General features: G+C 60.7%; 25 protein-coding genes. 8 read left to right on the forward strand and 17 right to left on the reverse strand.

Annotated features, from left to right (window positions below):
* Nucleotides 1–158: 158 nt before the first annotated feature.
* From AB4Z20_RS13855 to plsB, 5 genes are all read right to left on the reverse strand, one after another.
* Nucleotides 159–848, reverse strand: coding sequence for a DUF4197 domain-containing protein (locus AB4Z20_RS13855; RefSeq protein ID WP_258690427.1), 690 nt, complete (start codon nucleotides 846–848; stop codon nucleotides 159–161).
* A 32-nt stretch (nucleotides 849–880) separates the two neighbouring features.
* Entirely contained in the window at nucleotides 881–1,285 is a 405-nt protein-coding gene (locus tag AB4Z20_RS13860) for a YbaY family lipoprotein (RefSeq protein WP_018603764.1), read from the reverse strand.
* 183 nt (nucleotides 1,286–1,468) lie between these two features.
* Nucleotides 1,469–1,801 carry a YbaY family lipoprotein gene (locus tag AB4Z20_RS13865; RefSeq protein WP_253471844.1) on the reverse strand — a complete coding sequence of 111 codons (333 nt, stop codon included), beginning with the start codon at nucleotides 1,799–1,801 and terminating at the stop codon, nucleotides 1,469–1,471.
* Between the two features lie 114 nt (nucleotides 1,802–1,915).
* On the reverse strand, nucleotides 1,916–2,263 hold the full coding sequence (locus AB4Z20_RS13870) for a hypothetical protein (protein WP_024617053.1): 348 nt from the start codon (nucleotides 2,261–2,263) through the stop codon (nucleotides 1,916–1,918).
* 187 nt (nucleotides 2,264–2,450) lie between these two features.
* Nucleotides 2,451–4,949 (reverse strand): glycerol-3-phosphate 1-O-acyltransferase PlsB, encoded by a 2,499-nt coding sequence (gene plsB, locus AB4Z20_RS13875; RefSeq protein WP_253471847.1) that lies wholly within the window; start codon nucleotides 4,947–4,949, stop codon nucleotides 2,451–2,453.
* Between the two features lie 240 nt (nucleotides 4,950–5,189).
* Here plsB and AB4Z20_RS13880 point away from each other — a divergent pair, with 240 nt between their 5' ends.
* On the forward strand, nucleotides 5,190–5,399 hold the full coding sequence (locus tag AB4Z20_RS13880) for a cold shock domain-containing protein (RefSeq protein WP_003198198.1): 210 nt from the start codon (nucleotides 5,190–5,192) through the stop codon (nucleotides 5,397–5,399).
* A 162-nt stretch (nucleotides 5,400–5,561) separates the two neighbouring features.
* Here AB4Z20_RS13880 and AB4Z20_RS13885 read toward each other — a convergent pair whose 3' ends face one another.
* The 3 genes from AB4Z20_RS13885 to dapE all read right to left on the reverse strand — a co-directional run bounded on the left by AB4Z20_RS13885 (nucleotide 5,562) and on the right by dapE (nucleotide 7,982).
* Nucleotides 5,562–5,939 (reverse strand): hypothetical protein, encoded by a 378-nt coding sequence (locus tag AB4Z20_RS13885; protein ID WP_053178293.1) that lies wholly within the window; start codon nucleotides 5,937–5,939, stop codon nucleotides 5,562–5,564.
* A gap of 82 nt (nucleotides 5,940–6,021) precedes the next feature.
* Nucleotides 6,022–6,831: a putative RNA methyltransferase gene (locus AB4Z20_RS13890; RefSeq protein WP_442090115.1), complete on the reverse strand. Its 810-nt coding sequence runs from the start codon at nucleotides 6,829–6,831 to the stop codon at nucleotides 6,022–6,024.
* Nucleotides 6,831–7,982 carry a succinyl-diaminopimelate desuccinylase gene (dapE, locus tag AB4Z20_RS13895; protein ID WP_014336780.1) on the reverse strand — a complete coding sequence of 384 codons (1,152 nt, stop codon included), beginning with the start codon at nucleotides 7,980–7,982 and terminating at the stop codon, nucleotides 6,831–6,833. The genes AB4Z20_RS13890 and dapE overlap by 1 nt, the downstream gene beginning before the upstream one ends.
* A gap of 307 nt (nucleotides 7,983–8,289) precedes the next feature.
* On the opposite strand from dapE, the gene tcdA reads away from it, so the two are divergent.
* Nucleotides 8,290–9,102, forward strand: coding sequence for a tRNA cyclic N6-threonylcarbamoyladenosine(37) synthase TcdA (tcdA, locus tag AB4Z20_RS13900; protein ID WP_018603749.1), 813 nt, complete (start codon nucleotides 8,290–8,292; stop codon nucleotides 9,100–9,102).
* 218 nt (nucleotides 9,103–9,320) lie between these two features.
* Here tcdA and AB4Z20_RS13905 read toward each other — a convergent pair whose 3' ends face one another.
* The 4 genes from AB4Z20_RS13905 to AB4Z20_RS13920 all read right to left on the reverse strand — a co-directional run bounded on the left by AB4Z20_RS13905 (nucleotide 9,321) and on the right by AB4Z20_RS13920 (nucleotide 12,540).
* Entirely contained in the window at nucleotides 9,321–9,725 is a 405-nt protein-coding gene (locus AB4Z20_RS13905; RefSeq protein WP_442090116.1) for a SufE family protein, read from the reverse strand.
* Nucleotides 9,722–10,927: an aminotransferase class V-fold PLP-dependent enzyme gene (locus AB4Z20_RS13910; RefSeq protein ID WP_214511378.1), complete on the reverse strand. Its 1,206-nt coding sequence runs from the start codon at nucleotides 10,925–10,927 to the stop codon at nucleotides 9,722–9,724. Before AB4Z20_RS13910 ends, AB4Z20_RS13905 begins: the two co-directional genes overlap by 4 nt.
* 183 nt (nucleotides 10,928–11,110) lie before the next feature.
* Nucleotides 11,111–12,145: a 2,3,4,5-tetrahydropyridine-2,6-dicarboxylate N-succinyltransferase gene (dapD, locus tag AB4Z20_RS13915; protein WP_214511379.1), complete on the reverse strand. Its 1,035-nt coding sequence runs from the start codon at nucleotides 12,143–12,145 to the stop codon at nucleotides 11,111–11,113.
* A gap of 32 nt (nucleotides 12,146–12,177) precedes the next feature.
* Nucleotides 12,178–12,540, reverse strand: coding sequence for an ArsC family reductase (locus AB4Z20_RS13920; protein WP_014336784.1), 363 nt, complete (start codon nucleotides 12,538–12,540; stop codon nucleotides 12,178–12,180).
* 176 nt (nucleotides 12,541–12,716) lie between these two features.
* On the opposite strand from AB4Z20_RS13920, the gene AB4Z20_RS13925 reads away from it, so the two are divergent.
* Both AB4Z20_RS13925 and AB4Z20_RS13930 read left to right on the forward strand, forming a co-directional pair.
* Complete coding sequence (locus AB4Z20_RS13925; RefSeq protein WP_442090117.1) at nucleotides 12,717–14,072, forward strand: type III effector protein RopAA; 1,356 nt, start codon at nucleotides 12,717–12,719, stop codon at nucleotides 14,070–14,072.
* Between the two features lie 630 nt (nucleotides 14,073–14,702).
* Entirely contained in the window at nucleotides 14,703–15,062 is a 360-nt protein-coding gene (locus AB4Z20_RS13930) for a DUF6124 family protein (protein WP_024617046.1), read from the forward strand.
* Nucleotides 15,063–15,373: 311 nt separating this feature from the next.
* On the opposite strand, the gene AB4Z20_RS13935 is transcribed toward AB4Z20_RS13930, so the two are convergent.
* From AB4Z20_RS13935 to map, 5 genes are all read right to left on the reverse strand, one after another.
* A complete protein-coding gene (locus AB4Z20_RS13935) occupies nucleotides 15,374–15,676 on the reverse strand; it encodes an XRE family transcriptional regulator (RefSeq protein ID WP_057448352.1) in 303 nt (100 codons plus the stop codon).
* Nucleotides 15,677–15,686: 10 nt separating this feature from the next.
* Complete coding sequence (locus tag AB4Z20_RS13940) at nucleotides 15,687–16,028, reverse strand: type II toxin-antitoxin system RelE/ParE family toxin (protein WP_253471863.1); 342 nt, start codon at nucleotides 16,026–16,028, stop codon at nucleotides 15,687–15,689.
* Between the two features lie 208 nt (nucleotides 16,029–16,236).
* A complete protein-coding gene (gene dapC / locus AB4Z20_RS13945; protein ID WP_253471865.1) occupies nucleotides 16,237–17,436 on the reverse strand; it encodes a succinyldiaminopimelate transaminase in 1,200 nt (399 codons plus the stop codon).
* 136 nt (nucleotides 17,437–17,572) lie between these two features.
* Nucleotides 17,573–20,275, reverse strand: coding sequence for a [protein-PII] uridylyltransferase (locus AB4Z20_RS13950; protein WP_253471867.1), 2,703 nt, complete (start codon nucleotides 20,273–20,275; stop codon nucleotides 17,573–17,575).
* 44 nt (nucleotides 20,276–20,319) lie between these two features.
* The gene (map, locus tag AB4Z20_RS13955) at nucleotides 20,320–21,102 is read right to left on the reverse strand and encodes a type I methionyl aminopeptidase (protein WP_003198229.1); all 783 of its coding nucleotides are present in this window, start codon (nucleotides 21,100–21,102) and stop codon (nucleotides 20,320–20,322) included.
* A 376-nt stretch (nucleotides 21,103–21,478) separates the two neighbouring features.
* Here map and rpsB point away from each other — a divergent pair, with 376 nt between their 5' ends.
* The 4 genes from rpsB (at nucleotide 21,479) to frr (ending at nucleotide 24,785) form a co-directional block, all read left to right on the forward strand.
* The gene (gene rpsB, locus AB4Z20_RS13960) at nucleotides 21,479–22,216 is read left to right on the forward strand and encodes a 30S ribosomal protein S2 (protein WP_003198231.1); all 738 of its coding nucleotides are present in this window, start codon (nucleotides 21,479–21,481) and stop codon (nucleotides 22,214–22,216) included.
* A gap of 194 nt (nucleotides 22,217–22,410) precedes the next feature.
* The gene (gene tsf, locus AB4Z20_RS13965; protein ID WP_024619613.1) at nucleotides 22,411–23,274 is read left to right on the forward strand and encodes a translation elongation factor Ts; all 864 of its coding nucleotides are present in this window, start codon (nucleotides 22,411–22,413) and stop codon (nucleotides 23,272–23,274) included.
* A 213-nt stretch (nucleotides 23,275–23,487) separates the two neighbouring features.
* Nucleotides 23,488–24,231: a UMP kinase gene (gene pyrH, locus AB4Z20_RS13970; RefSeq protein WP_024779012.1), complete on the forward strand. Its 744-nt coding sequence runs from the start codon at nucleotides 23,488–23,490 to the stop codon at nucleotides 24,229–24,231.
* On the forward strand, nucleotides 24,228–24,785 hold the full coding sequence (gene frr / locus AB4Z20_RS13975) for a ribosome recycling factor (RefSeq protein WP_003198238.1): 558 nt from the start codon (nucleotides 24,228–24,230) through the stop codon (nucleotides 24,783–24,785). Before pyrH ends, frr begins: the two co-directional genes overlap by 4 nt.
* Nucleotides 24,786–24,796 lie beyond the last annotated feature (11 nt).

Raw genomic sequence — 24,796 nt, forward strand, 5'->3', positions numbered from 1 at the left:
GAGCTTGCTCCCGCTCGGTTGCGCAGCAACCGCAAAAGCTTGGGGCCGCTGCGCAGCCCAGCGGGAGCAAGCTCCCTCGCCACAGGATTGTGGTTTGTCAGATAGACAGTGTGTTCATCGCGAGCAAGCTCGCTCCCACAGTTGTTTTGGATTGAGGCTTAGAGGGTGCCGAAAACCTTCTTCGCCAAACTGGTCGCCGCAGCCGCCGGGTTCTGGCGAATGGTGGCTTCCTGCTTGCCGATCATCTCGAACAACCCGTCCAGCGCCTGCTCGGTCACGTAGTTTTCGATGTTGGAGCTCTTGGCGTCCAGCACGCCGAAGGTCGCGGCCTGGCCGGCGAAAGCATTGTATTTCTGCGCCAGGCCGACCTTGTCGGTGGCTTGCTTGACAATCGGCAGGAACTTGGCGCGGATCTGCTCGCGGCTGCTCTTGTTCAAGTATTGCGTGGCGGAGTCTTGGCCGCCGCTGAGAATGCCCTTGGCATCGTCCACGCTCATGTTCTTCACAGCATTGACCAGGATCGGCTGGGCCTGGACCACCGCAGCTTCGGCGGCCTGGTTCATGCTGGTTTCCAGTTGATCGACCTGGTCACCCATGCCGAAGGCTTTCATCTTGCTGGCGACTTTGCCCAGCTTGCCTGGCAGTTCGATCTTCACATCCGGGTTGTTGCTGAAGCCGCCGGGGGTACCCAGTTGCTTGACCGCTACCTGCGCGCCTTGGGTCAAGGCGTCCTTGAGACCGCCCGTGGCGTCTTTTTGCGACAGGTCGCCCAGGGACAGGGCCATGGCATTGGCGCAGATCAGCAGGCCTGCGCACAGGCCGGTGAAACGGAAGGTTGAGCGAAGCATGATGGCGTCCTTGAAAAAGTTGGAAAAAGGAATCAGCGTGCGGCGTTGACGCGGATCTTCAACGGCTGCGGATCCTTGCCATCGAGTTGCACGGCGTGTTGTTCGGTGGTGATGAACATCAACTGGCCGTCCACTTCGATGCGGGCGCTCACGGCATAACGATGGCCGGGCTTGACCTGGGCTGGATCATAACTGAGGTGGAACGGCAGCGGGACCTGGCCTTTGATCGGGCCGCTCTGCTCATCGAGCACCACCGCAGGGGCGTCGGCCAGGGAAACGTCCTGCAGGCTCACGCTCAAGGTCGCGTTGGGCGGCAGGGCGATGCGTTGCAGATAGAACACTTCGCCATCGAGGCTCGCGACGGAGGCGGCGGGTGGCGTTGCTGATTGGCATGCGGCCAGTAAGGAAAAGAATGCGAGCAGAACGAGCTTTTTCATTTGGAAGTTCCTTTTTGCTTTGACCTGGCAACGTGTGGGCGCCAAAGCGAATCTGGAGCATCGAGAGGTAAAAATCCAGCCGAAGCATCACCGCCCAGACGATTCTTCCACCCCTCGATGGGTGAAACTCAAACGCCAAACACGTTGCCTATTCTTGATAGGTGGGTTTATGGAGCATAGGTATTAAACCGAAGACATCAGTATCTCGATCGCCTTCAAGTAATTGCCGCGAGGGTCGACGGTATGATCCATTTTAGTGGTAAAGCGCAGTTCCCCTTCCGTTTCGATACGCGCCCTGACCACATAGGTATGATTTTCGATGACAGCCGATGCCGGCACTAGGAGTTCGAAGGCCAGGCCTGCGGTTTCGGCGTTGTTAATCACGCAAGTCGCAACGGTTTCAGCCGGCGCGTCGGCGACACTGATGTCTTCAAGGGACGCATAGAGAGTCGAGTTGGGAGCCAGGCTGATTTTTTCCAGGTAGTGGGCGATGCAAGAAAGGTTGTAGTGGTTCATCGTAATGTCCTTATATTAAGTTTTTTGCCGTCAGTGGCGCTGGATGACACCAGCAACATGCTGGCGTCGAAGAGATTGGAGGGGTTGCCTCATATCCAATTGAACGTTGCGGACTCAGGAACCAAACGAGAGTGGCTGAGTGTTTTCGGTGTTCGACACGGGCGCAAGGGTCAGATTGACATCAACTTCCTGATCACCACCGTTCCAGATGAAGGTGTGTGGGGTATCAAGAAACACTGGGGTCGGGCCATTGATTTGCACTTTCAGCGAAAACTCTTCCCCTTTGGTGGCAACATCGCCATCAACGGTCAGGCTGACGATCCATGGCATTTTAGGTATTTGGTTGGAGCCACTGCCACCGGAGGTATGCGGTGTTGTGAAGCTGATGTGAGTACCACCGCTTTCAGGCAGTTCATAGCCGTCAGGCAGGTGAATGGATGCTGTAATGGTGTGTAGGCTCATGCTGAATTCCTTTTCAGTACGTCGACATCGACGTGAGCCCATCCTAGAGGCCTGCTCAAGAGTTCTCTGTAGGTCTTTTCTTCGTTTGACGTCGCTTTAGCCGCTCGGCAGCGTCGGAATACTCGCTGGCTGCCCGATCAAACTCACCGGAACTGTTCCATGTTTCTCGGTGAGTGATCGGCAGCCTTCAACTGTCGGGGCTGACGGCGACGTCCGCGGCATCTTCACTGCGATGCAACGCCACCTGGCGAATCGACAGGCGAATTTCCGCTGGCAGCACCCGCTTGGCCGCGCCTTCGGCCAGTTCGCCCAGCAGCTCGTGGTAGCTGAGTTTGCCAGCCTCGTCGCGGTGCAGCACATCGAGGTCGAGCATGGTCTGGATGAAGTGGCGGAACAGGCTCTTGTCGAAGAACTCCGGCGCATTCAGGCCATGCAGGATCGACAGGCGCTGGGCCATGACGGTGCAGAGGTCTTCCAGTTCTTCGGCGCTGATGGTGTTCTGGCCGCTGTTGAGCAGCAGCGAGACGGTCATGTAGAAGCGCTGCAAGGTCTGGGCGATGCTTTTTGACAGTAGGGTCAGCAGCACGAAGTGCCGCGAACTCGGCGCCGGGCGCAGGTACAGGTCATTTTCGAAACGCAGCAGGCCCTGCTCGACGAATGCTTCGAGCCACTGGTCGACCACGCCATCCAGTTCTTCCAGCGACCAGCGAATGAACAGCTCCGATTGCAGGTACGGGTACAACGCGTGGGTGTAGCGCAGGATCTGCTCGCGGCTCATGCGCGAGCTGCTCTGGAAGAAGCTCGCCAGCAACGCCGGCAGGGCGAAGATGTGCAGGACGTTGTTACGGTAGTAGGTCATCAGTACCGCGTTCTGCTCATCCAGGTACAGAATCTTGCCCAGGGCATCGCTCTGTTCCGACAGCAGGTCCATGCCTTTTACATGTTCGATCAGTGCCCGGCCATCGCCTTCGGGCAGGGTGGTGTGGGGCGAGTACGGGACCTTGCGCAGCAACGCCAGGTACAGGTCGAGCACCCGGGCCATGGCGCGGTCGTCCAGGGCCAGGCGGCTGGTGGACAGCAGCGCCAGGGCGACGAGGTTGACCGGGTTGATGGCCGCGGCTTCGTTCAGGTGCCGGGCCACGCGCTCGCCGAGGCGGTTGGTGGTCGCGTTGAGCCAGGCCGGTTTGAATTGCGGGCCCAGTTCCTGTTGGCGCCAATCCGGCTGTTCGCCGTCGAGGAATTCCGCCAGCTTGATCGGTTCGCCGAAGTTCACCGCCACCTGACCGAAGCGTTGCTTGAGGGCGCCGATGACCTTGAAGATGTCGAAGATCGATTCTTTTTTCTTGCTGGCCCCACGCAGTTCGCCCAGGTAGGTGCGGCCTTCCAGTACGCGCTCATAACCGATGTAGACCGGCACGAACACGATGGGCATGCGCGAGGAGCGCAGGAAGCTGCGCAGGGTGATGGCGAGCATGCCGGTCTTGGGTTGCAGCATGCGCCCTGTGCGCGAACGCCCGCCCTCGACGAAGTACTCCACCGGAAAGCCTTTGGTGAACAACGTGTGCAGGTATTCGTTGAACACGGCGGTGTAGAGCGGGTTGCCCTTGAAGGTGCGACGCATGAAGAACGCCCCGCCACGGCGCAGCAGGCCGCCGATCACCGGCATGTTGAGGTTGATGCCGGCGGCGATGTGCGGCGGCGTCAAGCCGTTGCGAAACAGCAGGTACGACAGCAGCAGGTAGTCGATGTGACTGCGGTGGCACGGCACGTAGATGACTTCGTGGCCTTGGGCGACCTTCTGCACGCCTTCGATGTGGTTGACCTTGATGCCGTCGTAGATCTTGTTCCAGAACCAACTCAGCACCACTTCCAGGAAGCGGATCGCGGTGTAGGTGTAGTCCGAGGCGATCTCGTTGCCGTAGCGCAGGGCCTGGGCCTTGGCTTTTTCGGCGGAGATATTTTCCCGCTCGGCTTGCTCGGCAATCGCCTGCTTGACCAGCGGCTGGTTCAACAGGCCCTTGACCAGGTTGCGCCGGTGGGAAATGTCGGGGCCGATGACCGCTGCTTTCAGATTGCGGAAGTGCACCCGCAGGATCCGCTGGGCCATGCGAACGGTGCGTTCGTGGCCCTTGTCGTGTTCGATCAGCTCGCGCAGGTGGATCGGCGCGGAGAATTGCACGCGGGTCTTGCGCCCCAGAATCATGATGCTCAACAGACGACGCAGGCGCCCGGTGACGGCCCAGCTGTCGGCGAACAACAGCTTCCAGGGGCTGGATTCGCTGTCGGGCGACTGCCCCCAGAACACGCTGACGGGGATGATCTGGGCGTCTTCGGCAGCGTTGTGGGTGAGGGCGTTGACCAGCCGCGTCAGGGTAGGCGGCGCACCGCGCTTGTCCTGGCGCCCGATCCAGTCCGGCGCCGGCGTCAGGTAGAAAAACGCCGCCGGTTCCAGCAGGTTGCCCACCGAGACCGGCAGCACCGGACGTGGCAGGCCGGCCTTGGTGCATTCGGTGTCGAGCACCGCCAGGTCAGTGAGCGAAGGATCTTGCAGGACGTAGAACACCGGACGACTGCGGTCGAGGTTGAGGGTGAAGGACGACTGGTTGATCGTCTCTGAGCGAACCCAGAGGTACAACAGTCGGCGCAGGGTGCCAAACACAAGACGGCGGAACGGGGAGCGGGTCATACGGCTTCTGCATGAGTGAATGGGATAGGGCGGGCGCCAGTGTGCCGGATTCGCCGAAAATCGGCAAAAAAGCGCCGAAGTAAAGTCAGTTGAGAGTTTTTCCGGGTGTCATATACTCGGCCAGTGCCTGCCACGGCCTCCCTTATGGACGGCCGGGTGGTGGCTAAAGTTCGTACGGCTTTGCCTTTTGCGGTTGGGCGGGAAAAGCCGACTCAAAAAATAAAAATGGGAGTGAGCATCATGGCAGCACGGGAAACCGGCAGTGTGAAGTGGTTCAACGACGCGAAGGGTTACGGCTTCATTCAGCGTGAAGGCGGGGCGGATGTGTTCGTGCATTACCGCGCCATCCGCGGCGAAGGCCACCGTTCACTGACCGAAGGCCAGCAGGTCGAGTACGCGGTCGTGGAAGGGCAGAAGGGCTTGCAGGCTGAGGATGTGGTGGGGTTGTAATCCCACGCTGGAAGCCATAGTAGATGCCCTGTGGGAGCAAAGCTTGCTCGCGATAGCGCCCGGTCGGCTTGCACCAATGTTGAATGTACTTCAGCCATCGCGAGCAAGCTTTGCTCCCACAGTGCTCCCACATTTGGATCTAGGCTGCACCTGAGACGGGTGTCACGCCGTCTTCCAGGTAATCTCTTCTTCCCCATCGGCGCTGATGCGAATCCAGCGATCTGCCGATTCCTCACCTTCTTCCTCAACCCATGACCCAGGCGCGCAGCGCACTTCGACGTTCAGTGCGACGAAGGCGGCGCGGGCGCAGGCGATGTCGTCTTCCCACGGGGTCTGGTCACTTTCCAGGTACAGGCTGTTCCATTTGCCCACGGCCTTGGGCAGCCAGGTCACTGGAATATTGCCGGCCTTGCACTTGTAGGTCTGGCCTTTCTGCACCCAGTCGCTGCACGGGCCCAGGGCCTGGCCGAGCCAGGCGGCGATGGCCTTGTGGTCGACGTCGGCGTCTTTGAGGTAAATCTCGATATCGGGTTGGCGCATGGATGTCCTCGCTGCGGTCTTGAAAAATCCATTCGCGGATTTAACGGGGCCCGAGCGGTTGCCCGGGCCCGGAATCAAAAGGTTATTGAAGAACGAAATAATCGTAGCGCATCGACACCGTGACCTGGAACGGCTCGGCCTGCTCGATCACGCTGGCACGGCGTTCGGCACTGGCGCGCCAGCCGTGGGGCGTCATGGCCAGCAGGTTGGCGCGGTCCTGGCCACTGTCGAGGGTCAGCTTGAATTCGAGGGTTTCGCTGTGATCCAGCACCATGCCCGGCGGCACCAGGGCCAGGTGCTTGTCGTCGGTGTATTCGCGCACCTCGTCGTACAGGCGCTCGCGCAATTCCATCAGGTGGCCGGCGGTGGGGCCGACTTTCATCAGGCCGCCGCCGGGGCTGAGCAAGCGCTTGGCCTCCTGCCAGTCCAGCGGGCTGAACACACTGGCCAGGAACTGGCAGCAGCCGTCCTCCAGCGGCACCCGGGCCATGCTGGCGATCAACCAGGTCAGCTGCGGGTTGCGTTTGCAGGCGCGCTTGACCGCCTCGCGGGAAATGTCCAGGGCATAGCCATCGGCCTGGGGCAACGCTTCGGCGATCTGCGCGGTGTAGTAGCCCTCGCCACAGCCGATGTCCAGCCAGCGCCCGGGCGCGCGTTCGGCGGCCAGTTCCGCCAGGCGCCGGGCGACCGGGGCATAGTGCCCGGCGTTGAGGAAATCGCGGCGGGCTTCGACCATCGCCTGGTTGTCGCCGGGGTCGCGGCTGTTCTTGTGCTGCACCGGCAGCAGGTTCAGGTAACCCTGCCGCGCGCGGTCGAAGCGGTGGCCGGCCGGGCACACCACACCGTTGTCCACCGCGTTCAGCGGTTCACTGCAGATCGGGCAGGCGAGCATCAGGCGAGCAACTTGATCAGCGTCTTGTAGTAGATCTCGGTCAGCACATCGAGATCGGCGGCCAGCACGCGTTCGTTGACCTGGTGGATGGTCGCGTTGACCGGCCCCAGTTCCACCACTTGCGTGCCCATGGTGGCGATGAAGCGACCGTCGGACGTGCCGCCGCTGGTGGACGCCTGGGTCTCGCGCCCGGTGACGTCCTTGATGCTCGACGATACGGCGTCGAGCAGCGCACCGGGTTCGGTGAGGAATGGCAGGCCGGACAGCGCCCAGTCGATGTGCCAGTCCAGCTGATGCTTGTCGAGGATATCGGCAACGCGCTGTTGCAGGCCTTCGACGGTGGATTCGGTGGAAAAGCGGAAGTTGAACACCGCCACCAGGTCACCGGGGATCACGTTGGTCGCGCCGGTGCCGGAGTTGAGGTTGGAGATCTGGAAACTGGTCGGCGGGAAGAAGTCGTTGCCATGGTCCCAATGCTCGGCGGCCAGTTCGGCCAAGGCGGGCGCGGCCAGGTGGATCGGGTTCTTCGCCAGGTGTGGATAAGCCACGTGGCCTTGCTTGCCGCGCACGGTCAACTTCGCGCCGAGGGAACCACGTCGGCCATTCTTGACCACGTCCCCCACCAGCGTGGTGCTCGACGGCTCGCCGACGATGCACCAGTCCAGTCGCTCCTGGCGGGCCTTGAGGCGCTCGATCACGGCTTTGGTGCCGTGGTGGGCCGGGCCTTCCTCATCGCTGGTGATCAGGAAGGTCAGCGAGCCCTTGTGGTCCGGGTAGTCGGCGACGAACCGTTCGGCCGCCACCACCATCGCCGCCAGGCTGCCTTTCATGTCTGCCGCGCCACGGCCGCAGAGCATGCCCTGTTCGTCGATGACCGCATCGAACGGGTCGAGCTGCCAGGCCTGCACCGGACCGGTTGGCACCACGTCGGTGTGCCCGGCGAAGCACAGCACCGGACCGTCATGTTTGCCATGGCTGGCCCAGAAGTTATCCACATCCTCGATGCGCATCGGCTCGAGCGTAAAGCCCGCGTTGCCCAGGCGCTGCATCATCAGTTTCTGGCAATCGGCATCCACCGGCGTCACGGACGGACGGCGGATCAGGTCGCAGGCGAGTTGCAGGGTCGGCGAGAGGTCGGCGTGGGCCGTCATGAAAGCTCCGGGAATATAGTGTGAACGCAAGGCTTGTGCAGGCGCGGGCTGGCTCGCGCAAAATGGCGGTTATCTTATAGCAAAACGACCACCATGGGCCCCTGGCGGGGGACAGGTGGAACACAAAACCTGTGGGAGCGAGCTTGCTCGCGATGGCGGTGGATCAGTAGCGCTGGTGTTGACTGACACACCGCTATCGCGAGCAAGCTCGCTCCCACAAGGGGAAATTGGTGGGATTCAATTCGCGAACAGCTCGAATTGCCACGGCAAAGCCCTATAATGCGCGCCGGTTTTTGGGGTAATGGTCATGAGTACAGAAGATCCACGGTTTGCCGGCATCGCCCGTTTGTATGGCATCGAAGGCCTGGAGCGCCTGCGGGCGGCCCATGTGGCGATTGTCGGGGTTGGCGGTGTCGGCTCCTGGGCGGCGGAAGCCATCGCCCGTTGCGGCGTGGGCGAGATCTCGCTGTTCGACCTGGACGATGTCTGCGTCAGCAACGCCAACCGCCAGTTGCATGCCCTGGACAGCACCGTTGGCAAGCCCAAGGTCGAGGTCATGGCCGAGCGGCTGCGTGGGATCAACCCCGACTGCACCGTGCATGCGGTGGCCGACTTTGTCACCCGCGACACCATGGCCGAGTACATCACGCCGAACATCGACTGCGTGATCGACTGCATCGACAGCGTCAACGCCAAGGCTGCGCTGATCGCCTGGTGCAAGCGCCGCAAGATCCAGATCATCACCACCGGCGGCGCGGGCGGGCAGATCGACCCGACGCTGATCCAGGTCTGCGACTTGAACCGTACGTTCAACGATCCGCTGGCCTCCAAGGTGCGCTCCACCTTGCGCCGCGACTACGGTTTTTCCCGCACCGTGACCCGCCACTACAGCGTGCCTTGCGTGTTCTCCACCGAACAACTGCGCTACCCGAAACCGGACGGCAGCATTTGCTTGCAGAAGAGTTTTGTCGGCGACGGCGTCAAGCTCGACTGCGCTGGTGGGTTCGGCGCGGTGATGATGGTCACGGCGACGTTCGGCATGGTCGCGGCGACAAAGGCTGTGGATAAGATCGTGGCGGGCGTGCGGCGGCCGGCGGACAGGGTCAAGCCCGAACAGTGACCGCTCTTGTGGCGAGGGAGCTTGCTCCCGCTGGGCTCTGTAGGAGCTGCCGAAGGCTGCGATCTTTTGATCTTGATCTTGATCTTGATCTTGATCTTTCGCTTGCGATTCAAGTGTCAGGGGAAAGATCGCAGCCTCGTTGCACTCGACAGCTCCTACACAGCTCCTACACAGCTCCTACGGGCGCAGTCCAGCGGGAGCAAGCTCCCTCGCCACAATTATTGCGTCAATTCGCGCATCCGCTGTAGGACGGCATTCAATCCATTGCTACGCGACGGCGACAACTGCCGCGACAATCCCAACTGATTGAACCAGTCCGGCAAGTCCACCTGCTGCAACTCGTCTGCGGACAAACCATTGACCCGCGCCAACAGCAACGCCACCAGCCCACGAATCAACCGCGCATCGCTGCTGGCAGAGAACCGCCAGTGCCCGTCGTGCAACTGACCCACCAACCACACCTGGCTTTCACAGCCGTGGACGAGGTTGGCATCGCACTTGTCCTCGTCGCTCAGAGGCGGCAAACGCTCGCCCCATTGCATCAGCAGCCGGGCGCGTTGTTCCCAGCCCGAGGCTTCCTGGAAAATCTGCAGCGCTGTGGCGGCCTCGGCGGGCAGGTTCATCGGAGCATTTCCAGAGCCTGGTCCAGGGCCTCGAAGAAACGTTCGAGATCGGCGGAGTCGTTGTACAGCGCCAGCGACACCCGGATCGCCCCGGACAGCTTCAAATGTTTGAACAGCGGCATCGCGCAGTGATGTCCGGCGCGCACGGCGATGCCTTGCTCGGTCAGCAGGTGCGCCAGGTCGGCGTTGTGGATGCCTTCGACCACGAAACTGACCAGGGCCAGGCGCGGGTTGCCCACCAGGCGAACGCCGTTGCGGGCCAACAGGCCATGGAGCAGGTAGTCATGCAGTGCTGCCTCATGCTCGATGATCGCCTGCGGGTCGAGGTCGGACAGGTAATCCAGGGTCGCCCCCAGACCGATCACGCTGGCAATCGGCGGTGTACCCGCTTCGAAACCCAGCGGCGCGGGGCGGAAGCTGGCGCTGTGGTAATCGGCCTGTTGCACCATTTCGCCGCCGAACTGCCAATGACGCAGGTTGCCGAGGGCTTCGGTACGGCCAAACAGCACGCCCAGCCCGTCGGGGCCGTAGAGCTTGTGGCTGGAAAACACGTAGAAGTCGCAGCCCAGCGCCTCCACGTCATGGCGACCATGGACCACGCCTTGGGCGCCGTCGATCACCGTCAGCGCGCCCTGGGCCTTGGCCAGCGCCAGCAGCGCCGGCACTGGCTGCCAGGCGCCGAGCACATTGGATAACTGGCTCACCGCCAGCAAGCGCGTACGTGGGCCGATCAGTTCGGCGGCGGCGCCAGGGTCGATCACCCCGTCGGCATCCAGTGGCAACACCACCAGGGTCAACGAACGGCGCTCGGCCAGTTGCTGCCACGGCAACAGGTTGGCGTGGTGTTCCAGGGCGCTGATGACGATCTCGTCGCCCGGGTTGAATAGATGCTCCAGCCCGTAGGCCAGTAGGTTCAGCGCCGAAGTGGCACCGTGGGTGAAGACCACTTGCCCGCAGTTTCCGGCATTGAGCCATTGCGAAACCTTGAGGCGGCTGTCCTCGAACGCCTGGGTGGCATGGGCGCCCGGCAAATGTTGCGCCCGGTGCACGTTGGCCGCGCCATTGGCGTAGTAATGCGTCAGGGCATCCAATAGAACTTGGGGTTTTTGCGTGGTCGCGGCGCTGTCCAGGTAGGTCTGGCCTTGCCGTTGCAGGGCGGCGATGGCCGGGAAATCGGCGCGCCAGGGGGATTGGATCAACATGCTTTCGGGCCCTGCTGGAGGTACGCCGGCCCCTGTGAGGGCGGGCTTTTTTTTGTGAGAGCAAAGCTTGCTCGCGATGGCAGCGACACGGTTTACGGTGAGACCGCGTCATCGTTCATCGCGAGCAAGCTTTGCTCCCACAAAAAAAGCTCGCTCCCACAGGTGAGGGTGTGAAGCGGCTTATTAGTTGTGGGCGTGCAGTGCTTCGTTCAGCTCGATGGCCGATTTGTGCGTCTTGCATTCCACCGCACCGGTCTCGGAGTTGCGGCGGAACAACAGGTCGGGCTGGCCGGCCAGGTCGCGGGCCTTGACCACTTTGACCAGTTGGTTGTTTTCGTCCAGCAGCTTCACTTTGGTGCCGGCGGTCACGTACAGGCCCGACTCCACGGTGTTGCGGTCGCCCAGCGGGATACCGATGCCGGCGTTGGCGCCGATCAGGCAGCCTTCGCCAACCTTGATCACGATGTTGCCGCCACCCGACAGGGTGCCCATGGTCGAGCAACCGCCGCCCAGGTCCGAGCCCTTGCCGACGAATACGCCCGCCGAAACACGGCCTTCGATCATGCCCGGGCCTTCGGTGCCGGCGTTGAAGTTGACGAAACCTTCGTGCATTACGGTGGTGCCTTCGCCCACGTAGGCGCCCAGGCGGACCCGCGCGGCATCGGCGATGCGCACGCCAGCTGGGACCACGTAGTCGGTCATTTTCGGGAACTTGTCCACCGAGAACACTTCCAGCAGCTCGCCACGCAGGCGGGCTTCGAGCTGGTGCTCGGCCAGTTCGCTCAAGTCGATCGCGCCCTGGCTGGTCCAGGCCACGTTCGGCAGCAGAGGGAAGATGCCGGCCAGGTTCAGGCCATGAGGCTTGACCAGACGATGGGACAGCAGGTGCAGCTTGAGGTAAGCCTCAGGCGTGGAAGACAGTTGGGCGTCTTCGGCCAGCAGCGTGGCGACCAGCGGCTTGTGGCTTTCGGCCAGGCGGGTCAGCAGCGCGGCTTGCGCGGCATCGACACCCTTGAGCGCTTCAGCCAGTTGCGAGGCCTGGGCGGTGGTGAAGGTGATGGCCTGGTTGCCGTCGCTGTAGCCGAGAATCGGTGCGATGGCTGCGACGATGTCAGCCGACGGGTTGAGCAGCGGCTGTGCGTAGAACACTTCCAGCCAGGCGCCTTGACGGTTTTGTGTGCCGACACCGAAGGCCAGGCTGAACAGGGTAGTGGACATGAAATTACCTCTACAAAATGGACTGGGCAGGCTTACTTGATCTCTGCCGCATAAATATCTGGCTTGAAGCCAATCAGGGTTCGGTCACCGAGGTCAAGCACCGGGCGCTTGATCATCGAGGGTTGGGCGAGCATCAGTTCGATGGCTTTCGGCTGGTCGAGATCGGCTTTGCGTTCGTCGTCGAGCTTGCGAAAGGTCGTACCGGCACGGTTCAACACCACTTGCCAGCCATGCTCGTTGCACCATTGGGTCAGGTGCTCACGGTCGATGCCGGCAGTTTTGTAATCGTGAAAGTCATAGCGCACCGCGTGCTCATCGAGCCAGGTCCGCGCTTTTTTCATCGTATCGCAGGCTTTGATGCCGAAAAGCTGCAAGTGCTTGTTTTCCTTGGGCATGAATGCTCCCCCAAAACGTTCCCGGTATCGTCCTGAAAATCAGCGGACGATTATGCCACGTCGTTCCTTTCAGTGCCTTGACTGTCGCGACGGATCGGACGAGGCGGAACCGACAGGAAAGAGGTGACCACACAGCACAGGTAAACCCAGCACTTTCGCGCACAAGAGACCCGCCCATGGATTCCATCTCTCTGACACTACCCCATCCGCTGACGCATCAAACTGAAGAAACACTCCCGACCCATTCAACGACATCGACCACCAGGACCGCCGTATCCGTCCCGATCGGCCCTGTCTCGGCTGAACAGGACCTGGCAAATCGCACTGGTGCAATCAAGGCCCAGCTCAGCCGGGTATTCGAGCCGCACATAAACGGTGCCAATCGCGAGGCCTTCGAAGCACTGATCGACGATCGTTCGCGTACCTTGGCCAATGACGGGGAAACCGCGGAAAGCGTCGACGCCGTGCTGACCAAAGGCACGCGGCTGGATCGCGCGTCCCATGACACCGTTGGATTCCTTCGTTCGGTTCCCTTCGGCGCGGCGTCCATCGCATTGGACTTCGCCCCGGCGGTGACCGGCAATGGCTCGATTACCGCGCCGTTGGCGCTGTCGGCAATTGCCGGCCTGGTCAGCAGCGCCACTGACACGGTCGGCAATGGCCTGATCAAGCGCGCCACCAGCGACACCCAGTGGCTGGCGGCCGAAAATGCCGATCTGGAGCCGGTCATGCAGGAAGCCGCCCAGGCGGTGAAGCCGAGCCTGACGACCCAGGCTATCGAAGGCAGCCTGACTTTCCAGACCTTCTCCGCGCGAAACGTGTTGCGCACGGTCATCCAACCCGTCGTGACGAAGACCGTCGATGCGCAAACGGGCAGCAAGGTGGACTCGGTGATAGCTGCCATCGGCTCTCCGCTTTCAGGCATGGCCGCTTATGACCTGCAACATTCCATCGATAAATCCAAACACCGGATTGGTCCGGAATACCTGCTGGGGCGTCAAGACTGGCACCAGCGTTACAAGGACCTCAAGAATTATGGCGTAGGGAGTGCTGCGATGGGCATTGCGAAGCGGGTCGGCAGCCTGCCGCTGGACGCGATGCGCGATGGCAGCAAATCGCTGCAAGCCTTGGTTACGCCGACAGGCTTGGTCAGTGGTCTCGGAGCGTTGGCCGGCGGTATTACTGCGATCGGCATGGCCCAGACCGCCGCTGTCAACGCCGCCAGGCGCGCCGGGATTTCGCCTGCGGGTGTTGCGGCGGCGGGCAAGGCGACGGTTACGGCCACGATGGCCCCGGTGCTCGCCGCCTGGGTGACCACGGCTGTGATGACCCAACCGTTGGCGGACAAGGCTTCTGCTGCGTTGGACAGGCTTTCCGCCGGTCCCGCTCATCCGGATGAGCTGGAGGGAATGTTGCCCTTGGTCGAAAGGTCGACGCCCGAACCGATCGTGGAAGACAGCGACAACGAGGGTGACAGCGTCGATTTTGTCTCGGCCCGCTCGACGCTCAGTGCCGCTGAGCGAGCTGTTTAGCGTCGGATAGTCTCCGGTCGCTTCTGCCGCATGGAGGTTAGGAGCGGCCAGGGGGCGGCCTCAATCGACACGCAACTGAGCTTGCTTGGCCCCGTCTGCGTGGCTGGGTCAACCCGAAGAGGGACCCAGACTCCTGCCAGCGTTCACTGGTGACGGGGCGATCATGGTTGCCGGTAATAACGAATTCAAGCCAGCTTGATTCTTGAAACAGGGCTGGATGAGATCTGTTGAGCTTCTAAACCAATAAAATCAATGGGTTGTTCTATGGAGGTCGGTTTTATTTCGTTTTTTGTCTGAGCAAGCGATGGTGGTCTGTCAGACGCGCCGAAGTTTCCGACAAGTTTTTAAGGTTGTCCGTCGGAAGCGGGGGCTCTAGCCTCTGGGTGTCGCTGCCAATTCAGCGGCCGGACGTGAGAATCCGAACACCCACTATGCGCATAGGCGCCGGCCATATAAAGTGCAGGCGCGTTTCGTCCATACATCGTGTTATGGCGGCTGTGCGCGGGCATGTTTCGACATGGCCGGGTTTTTGGTGGGTGTTAACCCGGATTCTCACCCCGCGTACGGCTGCCACTCTCTCTAAGTCCGTGAGAAGACTTTGTGGCAGCTCCAACACCCAAGGAGCATCAAATGATCAAAGAAACTCCAAATCCACCAAAACCTGCCTCCACTTTCCCCTACGGCGATTACGCACCCGAAAAGTTGCAAGAGGCAGCCGACCGTGTGCTGGATCAATACCTCAAACCTGACGACAGCAAGTCAGAACCCAAGCCCTCAGTACAATTATTCACTGTGGCTGACGGTATCGACACCGAAGTGTTGCTGGCCAATCTCAGCGAAACCCTGGCTTCGGCCAATGCAATGCTCAATGACCTTGCCTTCGATCAGGACGGTTCGCGACGACATGTAGCATTGGGAGTCGCCCAGATGATTGAGTTGGGGATGTTGTTGGCGAACAAGTGCCTGGATCGGGTAGAGCTTCGGACTTGATGTAATAAGTGCCGGCCTCATCGCGAGCAAGCTCGCTCCCACAGGAGGTTGGTGTCGATCACGCGTTCTGTGATCAACACCCATCCACTGTGGGAGCGAGCTTGCTCGCGATAAATCGATTGGCTGACGCAATAATACCTGCGGCCACTGAACTCTGTGGCGAGGGAGCTTGCTCCCGCTGGGCCGGGCTGGCGCTCCAGCGCGAAGCGGCCCTGAAACCGGGCAACGCGGTATGTCAGGTAGATTGAGTTAACTGCTTCAGGGGCCGCTGCGCAGTCCAGCGGGAGCAAGCTCCCTCGCCACAACAGCGCTTATGCGTGAGCCTCTTCCTGCTCGGGCACCAACCGTACTTCCACCCTTTGACCCAACGCACGCGCTGCGCTGGCAAGTGTTGCCAGTGTCATTCCCGCATCGTTCTGGTCCAGTGCGCGATCAACAGCAGTGCGACTGGTGTGCATCCGCTGTGCCAAGGCTTTTTTGGTCACTTTCTGAAGCTTCATTGCTTCGGCAATCTGCCAGGCAATAACGCGTTTGAGCGCAGCTGCGGAAACTTCTTCGGCGATACCTTGCTCGGCGAGGAAGTCGTCAAAATCAGATCCGATGTGCTTGTTCATGTGCTGTGCCTCATAGTCTTGCTTTGCGCTGCTTGGCGGTTGCCATGTCGGTGGTTGGCGTTTTTTGACTTTTCTTTATGAAAGCGTGGAGTAGAACCATGTCAGAGCCCACCACAGTGAAGAGAACGCGGGCGATGGTATCTGCGAGGTCAATCCTGACCTCCCATAGCCCAGTGTCCAGCTTGCGAACCACCGGCATACCTATAGGCCAACCAATCTGAACGGTCTTGATGTCAGTCCCGATCATCCGCCTATGCTCGCGAGGCAGCTCAGTTAGCCATTCGCGAACGGGCTCATTCCCGGCGTCTGTGCGGAAGAAACGTACGTTCAGTATGGGGGCAATATCAACCATGAATGGAGTGTACCTAAATAGGTGCATTGCGCAACCCGGGTATTACTGAGGATTCGTACAGGGGCTCAGTTGGTCGGTACGGATGGATCGTTCCCACGCTCGGCGTGGGAATGCCGCCAGGGACGCTCCGCGTTCCGCTTCGGGGATGTGACGCAGAGCGTCACGGGATGCATTCCCACGCAGAGCGTGGGAACGATCGATACAGCCATCAACCCCGACGTTGGATGAACGCGCGGATTCGCTCCGCCGCTTCCACGCATTCAGCCAATGGCGCGACCAGGGCCATGCGCACGCGGCCGGCGCCTGGGTTGACGCCATCGACATCGCGGGACAGGTACGAGCCTGGGACGACGGTCACGTGTTCCTGTTCGAACAGGTCCCGGCAGAACGCCGCATCATCGCCGGCTACGTTCGGCCACAGGTAGAAACTGCCATCGGGGCGTTGCACGTCCAGCACCGGGCTGAGGATCTCCAGCACGGCGTCGAATTTCTCCCGGTATAGCGCGCGGTTGGCGCGTACGTGCACTTCGTCGTTCCATGCGGCAATGCTCGCCAGTTGCGTCTGAACCGGCATCGCGCAGCCGTGGTAGGTGCGGTACAGCAAAAAGCCCTTGAGGACGTCGGCGTCGCCGGCCACGAAACCGGAGCGCAGGCCGGGCAGGTTGGAGCGTTTGGACAGGCTGTGGAACACCACGCAGCGCTTGAAATCCTTGCGGCCGAGTTCGACGCAGGCGCTGAGCAGCCCCGGCGGCGGGGTTTGTTCGTCGAAGTACAGTTCGCTGTAGCACTCGTCCGCAGCGATGACGAAGTCATGTTCGTCAGCCAGGGCGATGAGTTTCTTCAGCACGTCCACCGGAATCAATGCACCGGTCGGGTTGCCAGGGGAGCACAGGAACAGGATCTGGCAGCGTTTCCAGATGTCCGGCGAGACCGCATCGAAATCCGGGTTGAAGCCGTTCGCGTCCAGGCACGGCAGGTAGTGCGGCTTGGCCCCGGCCAGGAACGCGGCGCCTTCGTAGATCTGATAGAACGGGTTCGGGCTGACCACCAGGGCGTCGTCGCCACGGTTGACCACGGTCTGGGTGAAGGCGAACAGGGCTTCACGGGTGCCATTGACCGGCAGCACATGGCGCGCCGGGTCCAGCCAGCCGTTTGGCACGTTGAAACGACGCTCGCACCAACCGGTAATGGCCTCGCGCAATTCCGGGATGCCGAGGGTGGTCGGGTACACCGCCATCTTCTCCAGATTGCTGGCCAGGGCTTCAGCCACGAAGCTGGGCGAGCGATGCTTGGGTTCGCCGATGGACAGGGCGATCGGGCGTTTGTCCGGGTTGGGCGTGACGCTGCCAAGCAAGGCGCGGAGTTTTTCGAATGGGTAGGGCTGGAGCTGGTTCAGAGCGTTGTTCATCGAGGGCCTCGTCAATGTGGGCGCGGTCCTTGTGGGAGCGAGCTTGCTCGCGATGGCGGTGAGTCAGGCAGCATCAATGCTGGATGCTCCGTCGCTATCGCGAGCAAGCTCGCTCCCACAGAGGGGGATTGTTCGTTCAGATGCTGATACGTGTCATGTGAGCATCGGGTTCCTGGTTGACGCTCAAATGCTGCACGATCGCTTCCTGCAGGCGGCTGCACAGTTGCGGATCGGACAGCGGATGGTTATGCGCGTCGGTGATGAAGAAGACGTCTTCCACCCGTTCGCCGAGGGTGGCGATCTTGGCGTTTTGCAGCGACAGGTCGAACTCCAGGAAAATATGGCCGATCCGCGCCAGCAGGCCCGGGCGGTCCGGGGCGCTGAGCTCCAGCACGGTGACCTGGCGCTGGGCGTCGTTGTGGATCGTCACCTGGGGCGCGAAGGCGAAATGCTTGAGCTGGCGCGGCACCCGGCGCTGGATGATGGTCGGGTAGTCCGCCGGGTTGCGCAGGGCTTCGGTCAGGCCGTCGCGAATCTTCTTGACCCGCGCCGGGTTGTCGCCAATCGAGTCGCCGTCGGTGTCGAGCACGATGTAGGTGTCGAGGGTGAACTGGCTGCTCGAGGTGATGACCCGGGCGTCATGGATGTTGAGGTTGAGCTGGTCCATCGCCGCCACGGTCACGGCGAAGAAGTCGTGCTGGTCCGGGGCGTAGATGAAGATCTGCGTGCCGCCCTCGAACTCGCGCTGGGTGGTTTCCTTGATCAGCACCAGCGGCCCGGCATCGGCCGGTTGCTGCAGGATCGCGTCGCTGTGCCAGGCCACGTCGCCGGCGGTGTGGCGCAGGAAATAGTCATCGCCCAATTGCGACCAGAGCTGCTCGACATCGTCCGGATCGGTGCCGCCGCGTACCAGGATGTCCAGGGCGGCGCTTTGGGTTTGACGGATCTGTTCTTCGCGGTCCACCGGGTTTTCCAGGCCACGGCGCAAGGCGCGCTTGGTCTCGGTGTAGAGCTGGCGCAACAGGCTGGCGCGCCAGGAATTCCACAGGCTCGGGTTGGTGGCGTTGATGTCGGCCACGGTCAGCACGTAGAGGTAGTCCAGACGTGTTTCATCGCCGACGATCTGGGCGAAGTCGTGGATCACCTGCGGGTCGGACAAGTCCTTGCGCTGGGCAGTGGTAGACATCACCAGGTGGTTCTGCACCAGCCAGACGATCAGCCGGCTGTCCCACAGGGGCAGTTGATGGCGCTGGCAGAACGCCTCGGCATCCACCGCACCAATCTCGGAATGATCGCCCTGGCGGCCCTTGCCGATGTCGTGATACAGCCCTGCCATGTAGATCAGTTCGGGCTTGGGCAACTTGGCCATGAGCTTGCTGGCCAGCGGGAATTTCTCCGACACCTGGGTGTATTGCAGCTTACGCAGGTGCTTGATCAGGTTCAGGGTGTGGGCATCGACCGTATAGATGTGGAACAGGTCGTGTTGCATTTGCCCGACGATGAAACCGAACTCCGGCAGATAGCGCCCGAGGATCCCATAGCGATTCATGCGCCGCAGGTTGCGGTGCACGCCGATCCGGCATTTGAACAACTCGATGAACAGGCTGGTGTTGCGGATGTCGTGGCGGAAATCCTCATCGATCAGATGACGATTTTCTCGCAGCAGGCGGATGGTGTCGGCGCGCACTCCCTTGATTTCCGGCTGCTGGGCCATGAGCACGAAGATTTCCAGCATGGCGAACGGCGTGCGGCGGAACACATAGTCGTGGCGGGCTTCGATGTAGCCGTCGTGCAGTTGGAAACGAGAGTTGATCGGCTGCGGCGGTTCTTCGTCCTCGGGGGCGAGGATGACTTCCTCGAAGTGCTGGATGATCAGTTCGCTGAGCTGGGCAATGCTCATCACCACGCGGTAGTACTGCTGCATGAAGTTTTCGATGGATTGCTTGGCATCCTGCCCTTCGAAACCCAACAGGCTGGCGATGGAGCGCTGGTGGTCGAACAACAGGCGGTCCTCGGAGCGCCCGGCCAGCATGTGCAGGGCATAGCGGACCTTCCACAGAAATTCCTGGGACGAGGCCAACAAGGCGTTTTCGCTTTCCACCAGGAAACCTTCACCGGCCAGGGCGCGCAGGTTCAGCGTGCCGTACTGGCGGCGGGCAACCCAGAGGATCGTCTGGATGTCCCGCAGCCCGCCGGGCGAGCCCTTGACGTTGGGCTCCAGGTTGTATTCGGTGTCGTTGTACTTGTGGTGGCGGGCCTTCTGCTCGGCGCGCTTGGCCAGGAAAAAGTCCTTGCTGGGCCACATGTGCGCCGTGCTGGTGACATCGAGCATGCGCTGGCGCAAGTGCTCGGGGCCGGCGACGGTGCGGCTCTCCATCAGGTTGGTGATCACCGTCAGGTCGGCGCGGGCCTCGTCGGCGCATTCCTGCACCGAGCGCACGCTCTGGCCGACTTCCAGGCCGATGTCCCACAGCAGCGTCAGGAACCGCTCGATGGAGTCACGGAAAACTTCATGATCGGCGCTGTCGAGCAGGATCAGCAGATCGATGTCGGAGTAGGGGTGCAGTTCGCCGCGCCCGTAGCCGCCGACCGCCACCAGGGCGATGTCGGCATCCTCGCTCCAGTTGAACTGCTCCCAGGCCTTTTGCAGGATGTTATCGACGAACCAGGCACGGTCCTCGATCAGCCGCCGAATGTCCCGGCCATTGCGAAAGCGCTGGTCGAGCACTTCGTGGGCCTGGCGGATCGCCTTCTTGAACGCCGAGATGGGACTTGCCTTCAGGGCCAGTTCGGCCTGGAACTGGCCGCGGTCGAAGAGTTCGGGATCCACCTGCGGCATTGAATGACTTTCCTTTCTATCTATATCTATAGGCTGGGTTCGGATCAGGCGGAAACGCGAGGGATGGTGTCATCGCTGCGCAGGGTGAAGATCTCGTAGCCGGTCTCGGTGACCAGCAAGGTGTGTTCCCACTGGGCCGACAGCTTGCGATCCTTGGTGATGGCAGTCCAGCCGTCGCCCAGCACCTTGGTGTCGGCGCGGCCCTGGTTGATCATCGGCTCGATGGTGAAGGTCATGCCCGCCTGCAGTTCCATGCCCGTGCCGGCGCGGCCGTAGTGCAGGATCTGCGGTTCTTCGTGGAATACCTTGCCGATGCCATGGCCGCAGAACTCGCGTACCACCGAGAAGCCGTTTTTCTGCGCGTGTTTCTGGATCACTTCGCCGATGTCCCCCAGGCGGCAGCCCGGCTTCACCAGTTCGATGGCCATGTACATGCACTCCTGGGTGACCTTGGACAGGCGCTGGGCCCACTCCGGCACGTTGCCGACATGGAACATGCGGCTGGTGTCGCCGTGAAAGCCGTCCTTGATGACGGTGACGTCGATGTTCAGGGTGTCGCCATCCTTCAACGGTTTTTCGTTGGGGATGCCGTGGCAGACCACGTGGTTGATCGAAGTGCAGATCGACTTCGGGAAGCCTTTGTAGTTGAGCGGGGCCGGGATGGCTTTCTGCTCGTTGACGATGTAGTCATGGCAGATGCGGTCCAGCTCTTCGGTGGTCACGCCAGGCTTGACGTAGTCGGCGATCATCTCCAGCACATCGGCGGCGAGTTTGCCGGCGACACGCATTTTGGCGATGTCCTCGGGAGTCTTGAGGGTAACGGTCATACAGGCTCTCTCTGCGCCCGACGGCGCTGTTCAAAACGAAATGGGCGGCGGATGATGCTTCACGTGGCCCTGAAAGAGGCGATTCTAACAGACGATCAGCGCAAATCCGCGTCCACATGCATCGCTTCTCTCTATAAGGGTGTTCATCCACTGCCCATGAAAGGGCTGTGGGAGGGGCTCCTCACCAGGATTTCAGAATCCGTGTTCCGTTTTCGCCCTTGCTGTGGTATAAAATGCGCCGCTTTCCGGGGATGACCCCGCAAGCTTAAATCCACACACGTGTCGACACGATGACCTGGGTGCCTTTGGCTTTATATAGCCGCTGGTTGGTCATTGGGATACGTGGAGGCCAAACCCGACTTATCAAGGAACTATCATGTCCCAAGTCAATATGCGCGATATGCTGAAGGCCGGTGTGCACTTCGGTCACCAGACCCGTTACTGGAACCCGAAAATGGGCAAGTACATTTTCGGCGCGCGTAACAAGATCCACATCATCAACCTTGAAAAAACCCTGCCGATGTTCAACGAAGCACTGACCTTCGTAGAGCGCCTGGCCCAGGGCAAAAACAAGATTCTGTTCGTCGGCACCAAGCGTTCCGCTGGCAAGATCGTTGCTGAAGAAGCAGCACGTTGCGGTTCGCCGTACGTCGATCACCGCTGGTTGGGCGGCATGCTGACCAACTTCAAGACCATTCGCGCTTCCATCAAGCGTCTGCGTGACCTTGAAGTCCAGTCCGAAGACGGTACTTTCGCCAAGCTGACCAAGAAAGAAGCGCTGATGCGCACTCGCGATCTTGAGAAGCTGGACCGCTCCCTGGGCGGTATCAAGGACATGGGCGGTCTGCCTGACGCACTGTTCGTGATCGACGTTGACCACGAGCGCATCGCGATCACCGAAGCCAACAAGCTGGGTATCCCGGTCATCGGCGTTGTCGACACCAACAGCAGCCCGGAAGGCGTTGACTACATCATCCCAGGCAACGATGACGCCATCCGCGCCATCCAGCTGTACATGGGTTCGATGGCTGACGCTGTTATCCGTGGTCGCAACAACGTGAATGGCGGCACCGAAGTCTTCGCTGAAGAAGCTCCGGCAGCAGCCGCTGAGTAATTGACGCCCTGGCGTTGACTCAGTAAGCAAAAAGGGGGCTTGGCCCCCTTTTTGCCACCTCGAAAACCATTTGCCGCCAGCGCAGTGACCTGTTTGTAACCTGCCGCGGCCTATAAGCAGTGGTTTTCCAGGAAGAATTGATCGCCCGTTCGATCGGGTGGAATGGTTGAAAACCTATCCAAGAGGATTTTGAAATGGCAGAGATTACTGCAGCGTTGGTCAAAGAACTGCGCGAGCGTACCGGCGAAGGCATGATGGACTGCAAGAAAGCCTTGACCAAGGCTGGCGGCGACATCGAGAAAGCCATTGATGACATGCGCGCTTCGGGCGCCATCAAGGCTGCCAAGAAAGCTGGCAACATTGCCGCTGAAGGCGCGATCGGCATCAAGGATGACGGTAAAGCTGCCGTTATCATCGAAGTCAACTCGCAGACTGACTTCCTGGCCCTGCAAGACGACTTCAAGGCATTCGTTGCCGCCAGCGTCGAAAAAGCATTCGCTGACAAACTGACCGACGCAGCTCCGCTGATCGCCGCTCAGGAATCGGCTCGTGAAGCCCTGGTTGCCAAAGTGGGCGAGAACGTCAACATTCGTCGCCTGGTTCGCGTCGAAGGTGATGTTGTCGGTTCCTACCTGCACGGTAACAAGATTGGCGTCGTCGTGGCCCTCAAAGGCGGCAACGTCGAGCTGGCCAAAGACATCGCGATGCACGTCGCTGCCAGCAACCCTGAGTTCCTGCTGCCGTCGGAAGTTTCCGCTGACGCCATCGAGCGTGAAAAAGCTGTGTTCATGCAGCTCAACGAAGACAAGATCAAAGGCAAGCCAGCCGAAATCGTTGAAAAAATGGTTGCCGGTCGTATCACCAAGTTCCTGGCTGAAGCCAGCCTGGTTGAGCAGGCGTTCGTCAAGAACCCTGAAATCAAGGTCGGTGAACTGGCCAAGAAAGGCGGCGCTGAAATCGTTTCCTTCACCTACTTCAAAGTGGGCGAAGGCATCGAGAAGCCAGTAGACAACTTCGCTGAAGAAGTTGCTGCTCAGCTGGCTGCCAGCAAGCAATAAGACAGTTTTTATAACTGTCGCCCTGAAGAGGCTGCCCGCTTAACGCGCGCAGCCTCTTTTTGGATGGGGATGCCGATTTTTATTGGTTTCCTGTCGGAACTGGCTTACAAAGCCGTGTTCCGATGGCGCTGTGTCAGCGTCAAGCTAGAGTGAACGCAGGCTGAAAACAGCTTGCAAAGAATTTTCGAAAATACGCCGCAGGAGAGATTCGCAATGGCTCAGCAGGGCAGTGGTTATCAGGCTCGCTATAAACGCATTCTACTCAAGCTTAGCGGCGAGGCCCTGATGGGCTCGGAAGAGTTCGGGATCGATCCGAAAGTGCTGGATCGCATGGCCCTGGAAGTCGGCCAGCTGGTCGGGATCGGCGTTCAGGTCGGTCTGGTCATCGGCGGCGGCAACCTGTTCCGCGGCGCAGCGCTGAGCGCGGCCGGCATGGATCGGGTCACGGGCGACCACATGGGCATGCTGGCCACTGTGATGAACGCCCTGGCTATGCGTGACGCGCTGGAGCGTGCCAATATCTCGGCCATCGTGATGTCGGCCATTTCCATGGTTGGCGTAACCGATCACTACGACCGCCGCAAAGCCATGCGCCACCTCAATGCCAAGGAAGTGGTGATTTTTGCCGCCGGTACCGGTAATCCGTTCTTTACCACGGATTCGGCCGCCTGCCTGCGAGCGATCGAGATCGATGCCGATGTCGTGCTCAAGGCAACCAAGGTCGATGGCGTCTATACCGCTGACCCGTTCAAGGACCCGCATGCCGAGAAGTTCGATCATCTGACCTACGATGAAGTGCTGGATCGCAAGCTGGGTGTAATGGATCTGACGGCTATCTGCCTGTGCCGCGACCACAAGATGCCGCTGCGCGTCTTTAACATGAACAAGCCCGGTGCCCTGCTGAATATCGTCCATGGCGGCGCCGAAGGAACACTGATCGAGGAAGTTCAACAATGATCAACGAAATCAAGAAAGACGCTGAACAGCGCATGCAGAAATCCCTGGAGTCCCTGGCACACAACTTCGGTCGCATCCGCACCGGCCAGGCGCACCCGAGCATCCTTGAAGGCGTGATGGTGCCGTACTACGGCTCCGACACCCCGATCAAGCAAGTGGCCAACATCACCGTCAAGGACGCTCGCACCCTGCAGGTCGTGGCCTTTGAGCGCAACATGCTGGGCGCAGTCGACAAGGCCATCGGCAGTGCCGGCCTGAACCTGAACCCGACCAACCTGGGTGAGCTGCTGCTGATCTCCATGCCGGCCCTGACCGAGGAGACCCGCAAGGGCTTCACCAAGCAGGCCCGTGATGTGGCTGAAGACGCCCGTGTTGCCGTGCGCAACATCCGTCGTGATGCCAACAGCCAGCTCAAGGACCTGGTCAAGGAAAAGGAAATCAGCGAAGACGAAGAGCGTCGTGCCACTGGCGAGATCGACGACCTGACCAAGAAGTACGTGGCTAAGATCGACGCGGATTTGGCGCAGAAAGAAAAAGACCTGATGGCCGTATAAGGGTCTCGTTT

Source organism: Pseudomonas sp. KB_12 (assembly GCF_052114545.1).
In the GTDB taxonomy this organism is placed as follows: Bacteria; Pseudomonadota; Gammaproteobacteria; order Pseudomonadales; family Pseudomonadaceae; genus Aquipseudomonas; species Aquipseudomonas brassicacearum.

Coding starts and splice junctions, on each gene's coding strand:
- AB4Z20_RS13855 (WP_258690427.1), bottom strand. CDS start 848: ATGCTTCGCTCAACCTTCCGTTTCACCGGCCTGTGCGCAGGCCTGCTG.
- AB4Z20_RS13860 (WP_018603764.1), bottom strand. CDS start 1,285: ATGAAAAAGCTCGTTCTGCTCGCATTCTTTTCCTTACTGGCCGCATGC.
- AB4Z20_RS13865 (WP_253471844.1), bottom strand. CDS start 1,801: ATGAACCACTACAACCTTTCTTGCATCGCCCACTACCTGGAAAAAATC.
- AB4Z20_RS13870 (WP_024617053.1), bottom strand. CDS start 2,263: ATGAGCCTACACACCATTACAGCATCCATTCACCTGCCTGACGGCTAT.
- plsB (WP_253471847.1), bottom strand. CDS start 4,949: ATGACCCGCTCCCCGTTCCGCCGTCTTGTGTTTGGCACCCTGCGCCGA.
- AB4Z20_RS13880 (WP_003198198.1), top strand. CDS start 5,190: ATGGCAGCACGGGAAACCGGCAGTGTGAAGTGGTTCAACGACGCGAAG.
- AB4Z20_RS13885 (WP_053178293.1), bottom strand. CDS start 5,939: ATGCGCCAACCCGATATCGAGATTTACCTCAAAGACGCCGACGTCGAC.
- AB4Z20_RS13890 (WP_442090115.1), bottom strand. CDS start 6,831: ATGCTCGCCTGCCCGATCTGCAGTGAACCGCTGAACGCGGTGGACAAC.
- dapE (WP_014336780.1), bottom strand. CDS start 7,982: ATGACGGCCCACGCCGACCTCTCGCCGACCCTGCAACTCGCCTGCGAC.
- tcdA (WP_018603749.1), top strand. CDS start 8,290: ATGAGTACAGAAGATCCACGGTTTGCCGGCATCGCCCGTTTGTATGGC.
- AB4Z20_RS13905 (WP_442090116.1), bottom strand. CDS start 9,725: ATGAACCTGCCCGCCGAGGCCGCCACAGCGCTGCAGATTTTCCAGGAA.
- AB4Z20_RS13910 (WP_214511378.1), bottom strand. CDS start 10,927: ATGTTGATCCAATCCCCCTGGCGCGCCGATTTCCCGGCCATCGCCGCC.
- dapD (WP_214511379.1), bottom strand. CDS start 12,145: ATGTCCACTACCCTGTTCAGCCTGGCCTTCGGTGTCGGCACACAAAAC.
- AB4Z20_RS13920 (WP_014336784.1), bottom strand. CDS start 12,540: ATGCCCAAGGAAAACAAGCACTTGCAGCTTTTCGGCATCAAAGCCTGC.
- AB4Z20_RS13925 (WP_442090117.1), top strand. CDS start 12,717: ATGGATTCCATCTCTCTGACACTACCCCATCCGCTGACGCATCAAACT.
- AB4Z20_RS13930 (WP_024617046.1), top strand. CDS start 14,703: ATGATCAAAGAAACTCCAAATCCACCAAAACCTGCCTCCACTTTCCCC.
- AB4Z20_RS13935 (WP_057448352.1), bottom strand. CDS start 15,676: ATGAACAAGCACATCGGATCTGATTTTGACGACTTCCTCGCCGAGCAA.
- AB4Z20_RS13940 (WP_253471863.1), bottom strand. CDS start 16,028: ATGGTTGATATTGCCCCCATACTGAACGTACGTTTCTTCCGCACAGAC.
- dapC (WP_253471865.1), bottom strand. CDS start 17,436: ATGAACAACGCTCTGAACCAGCTCCAGCCCTACCCATTCGAAAAACTC.
- AB4Z20_RS13950 (WP_253471867.1), bottom strand. CDS start 20,275: ATGCCGCAGGTGGATCCCGAACTCTTCGACCGCGGCCAGTTCCAGGCC.
- map (WP_003198229.1), bottom strand. CDS start 21,102: ATGACCGTTACCCTCAAGACTCCCGAGGACATCGCCAAAATGCGTGTC.
- rpsB (WP_003198231.1), top strand. CDS start 21,479: ATGTCCCAAGTCAATATGCGCGATATGCTGAAGGCCGGTGTGCACTTC.
- tsf (WP_024619613.1), top strand. CDS start 22,411: ATGGCAGAGATTACTGCAGCGTTGGTCAAAGAACTGCGCGAGCGTACC.
- pyrH (WP_024779012.1), top strand. CDS start 23,488: ATGGCTCAGCAGGGCAGTGGTTATCAGGCTCGCTATAAACGCATTCTA.
- frr (WP_003198238.1), top strand. CDS start 24,228: ATGATCAACGAAATCAAGAAAGACGCTGAACAGCGCATGCAGAAATCC.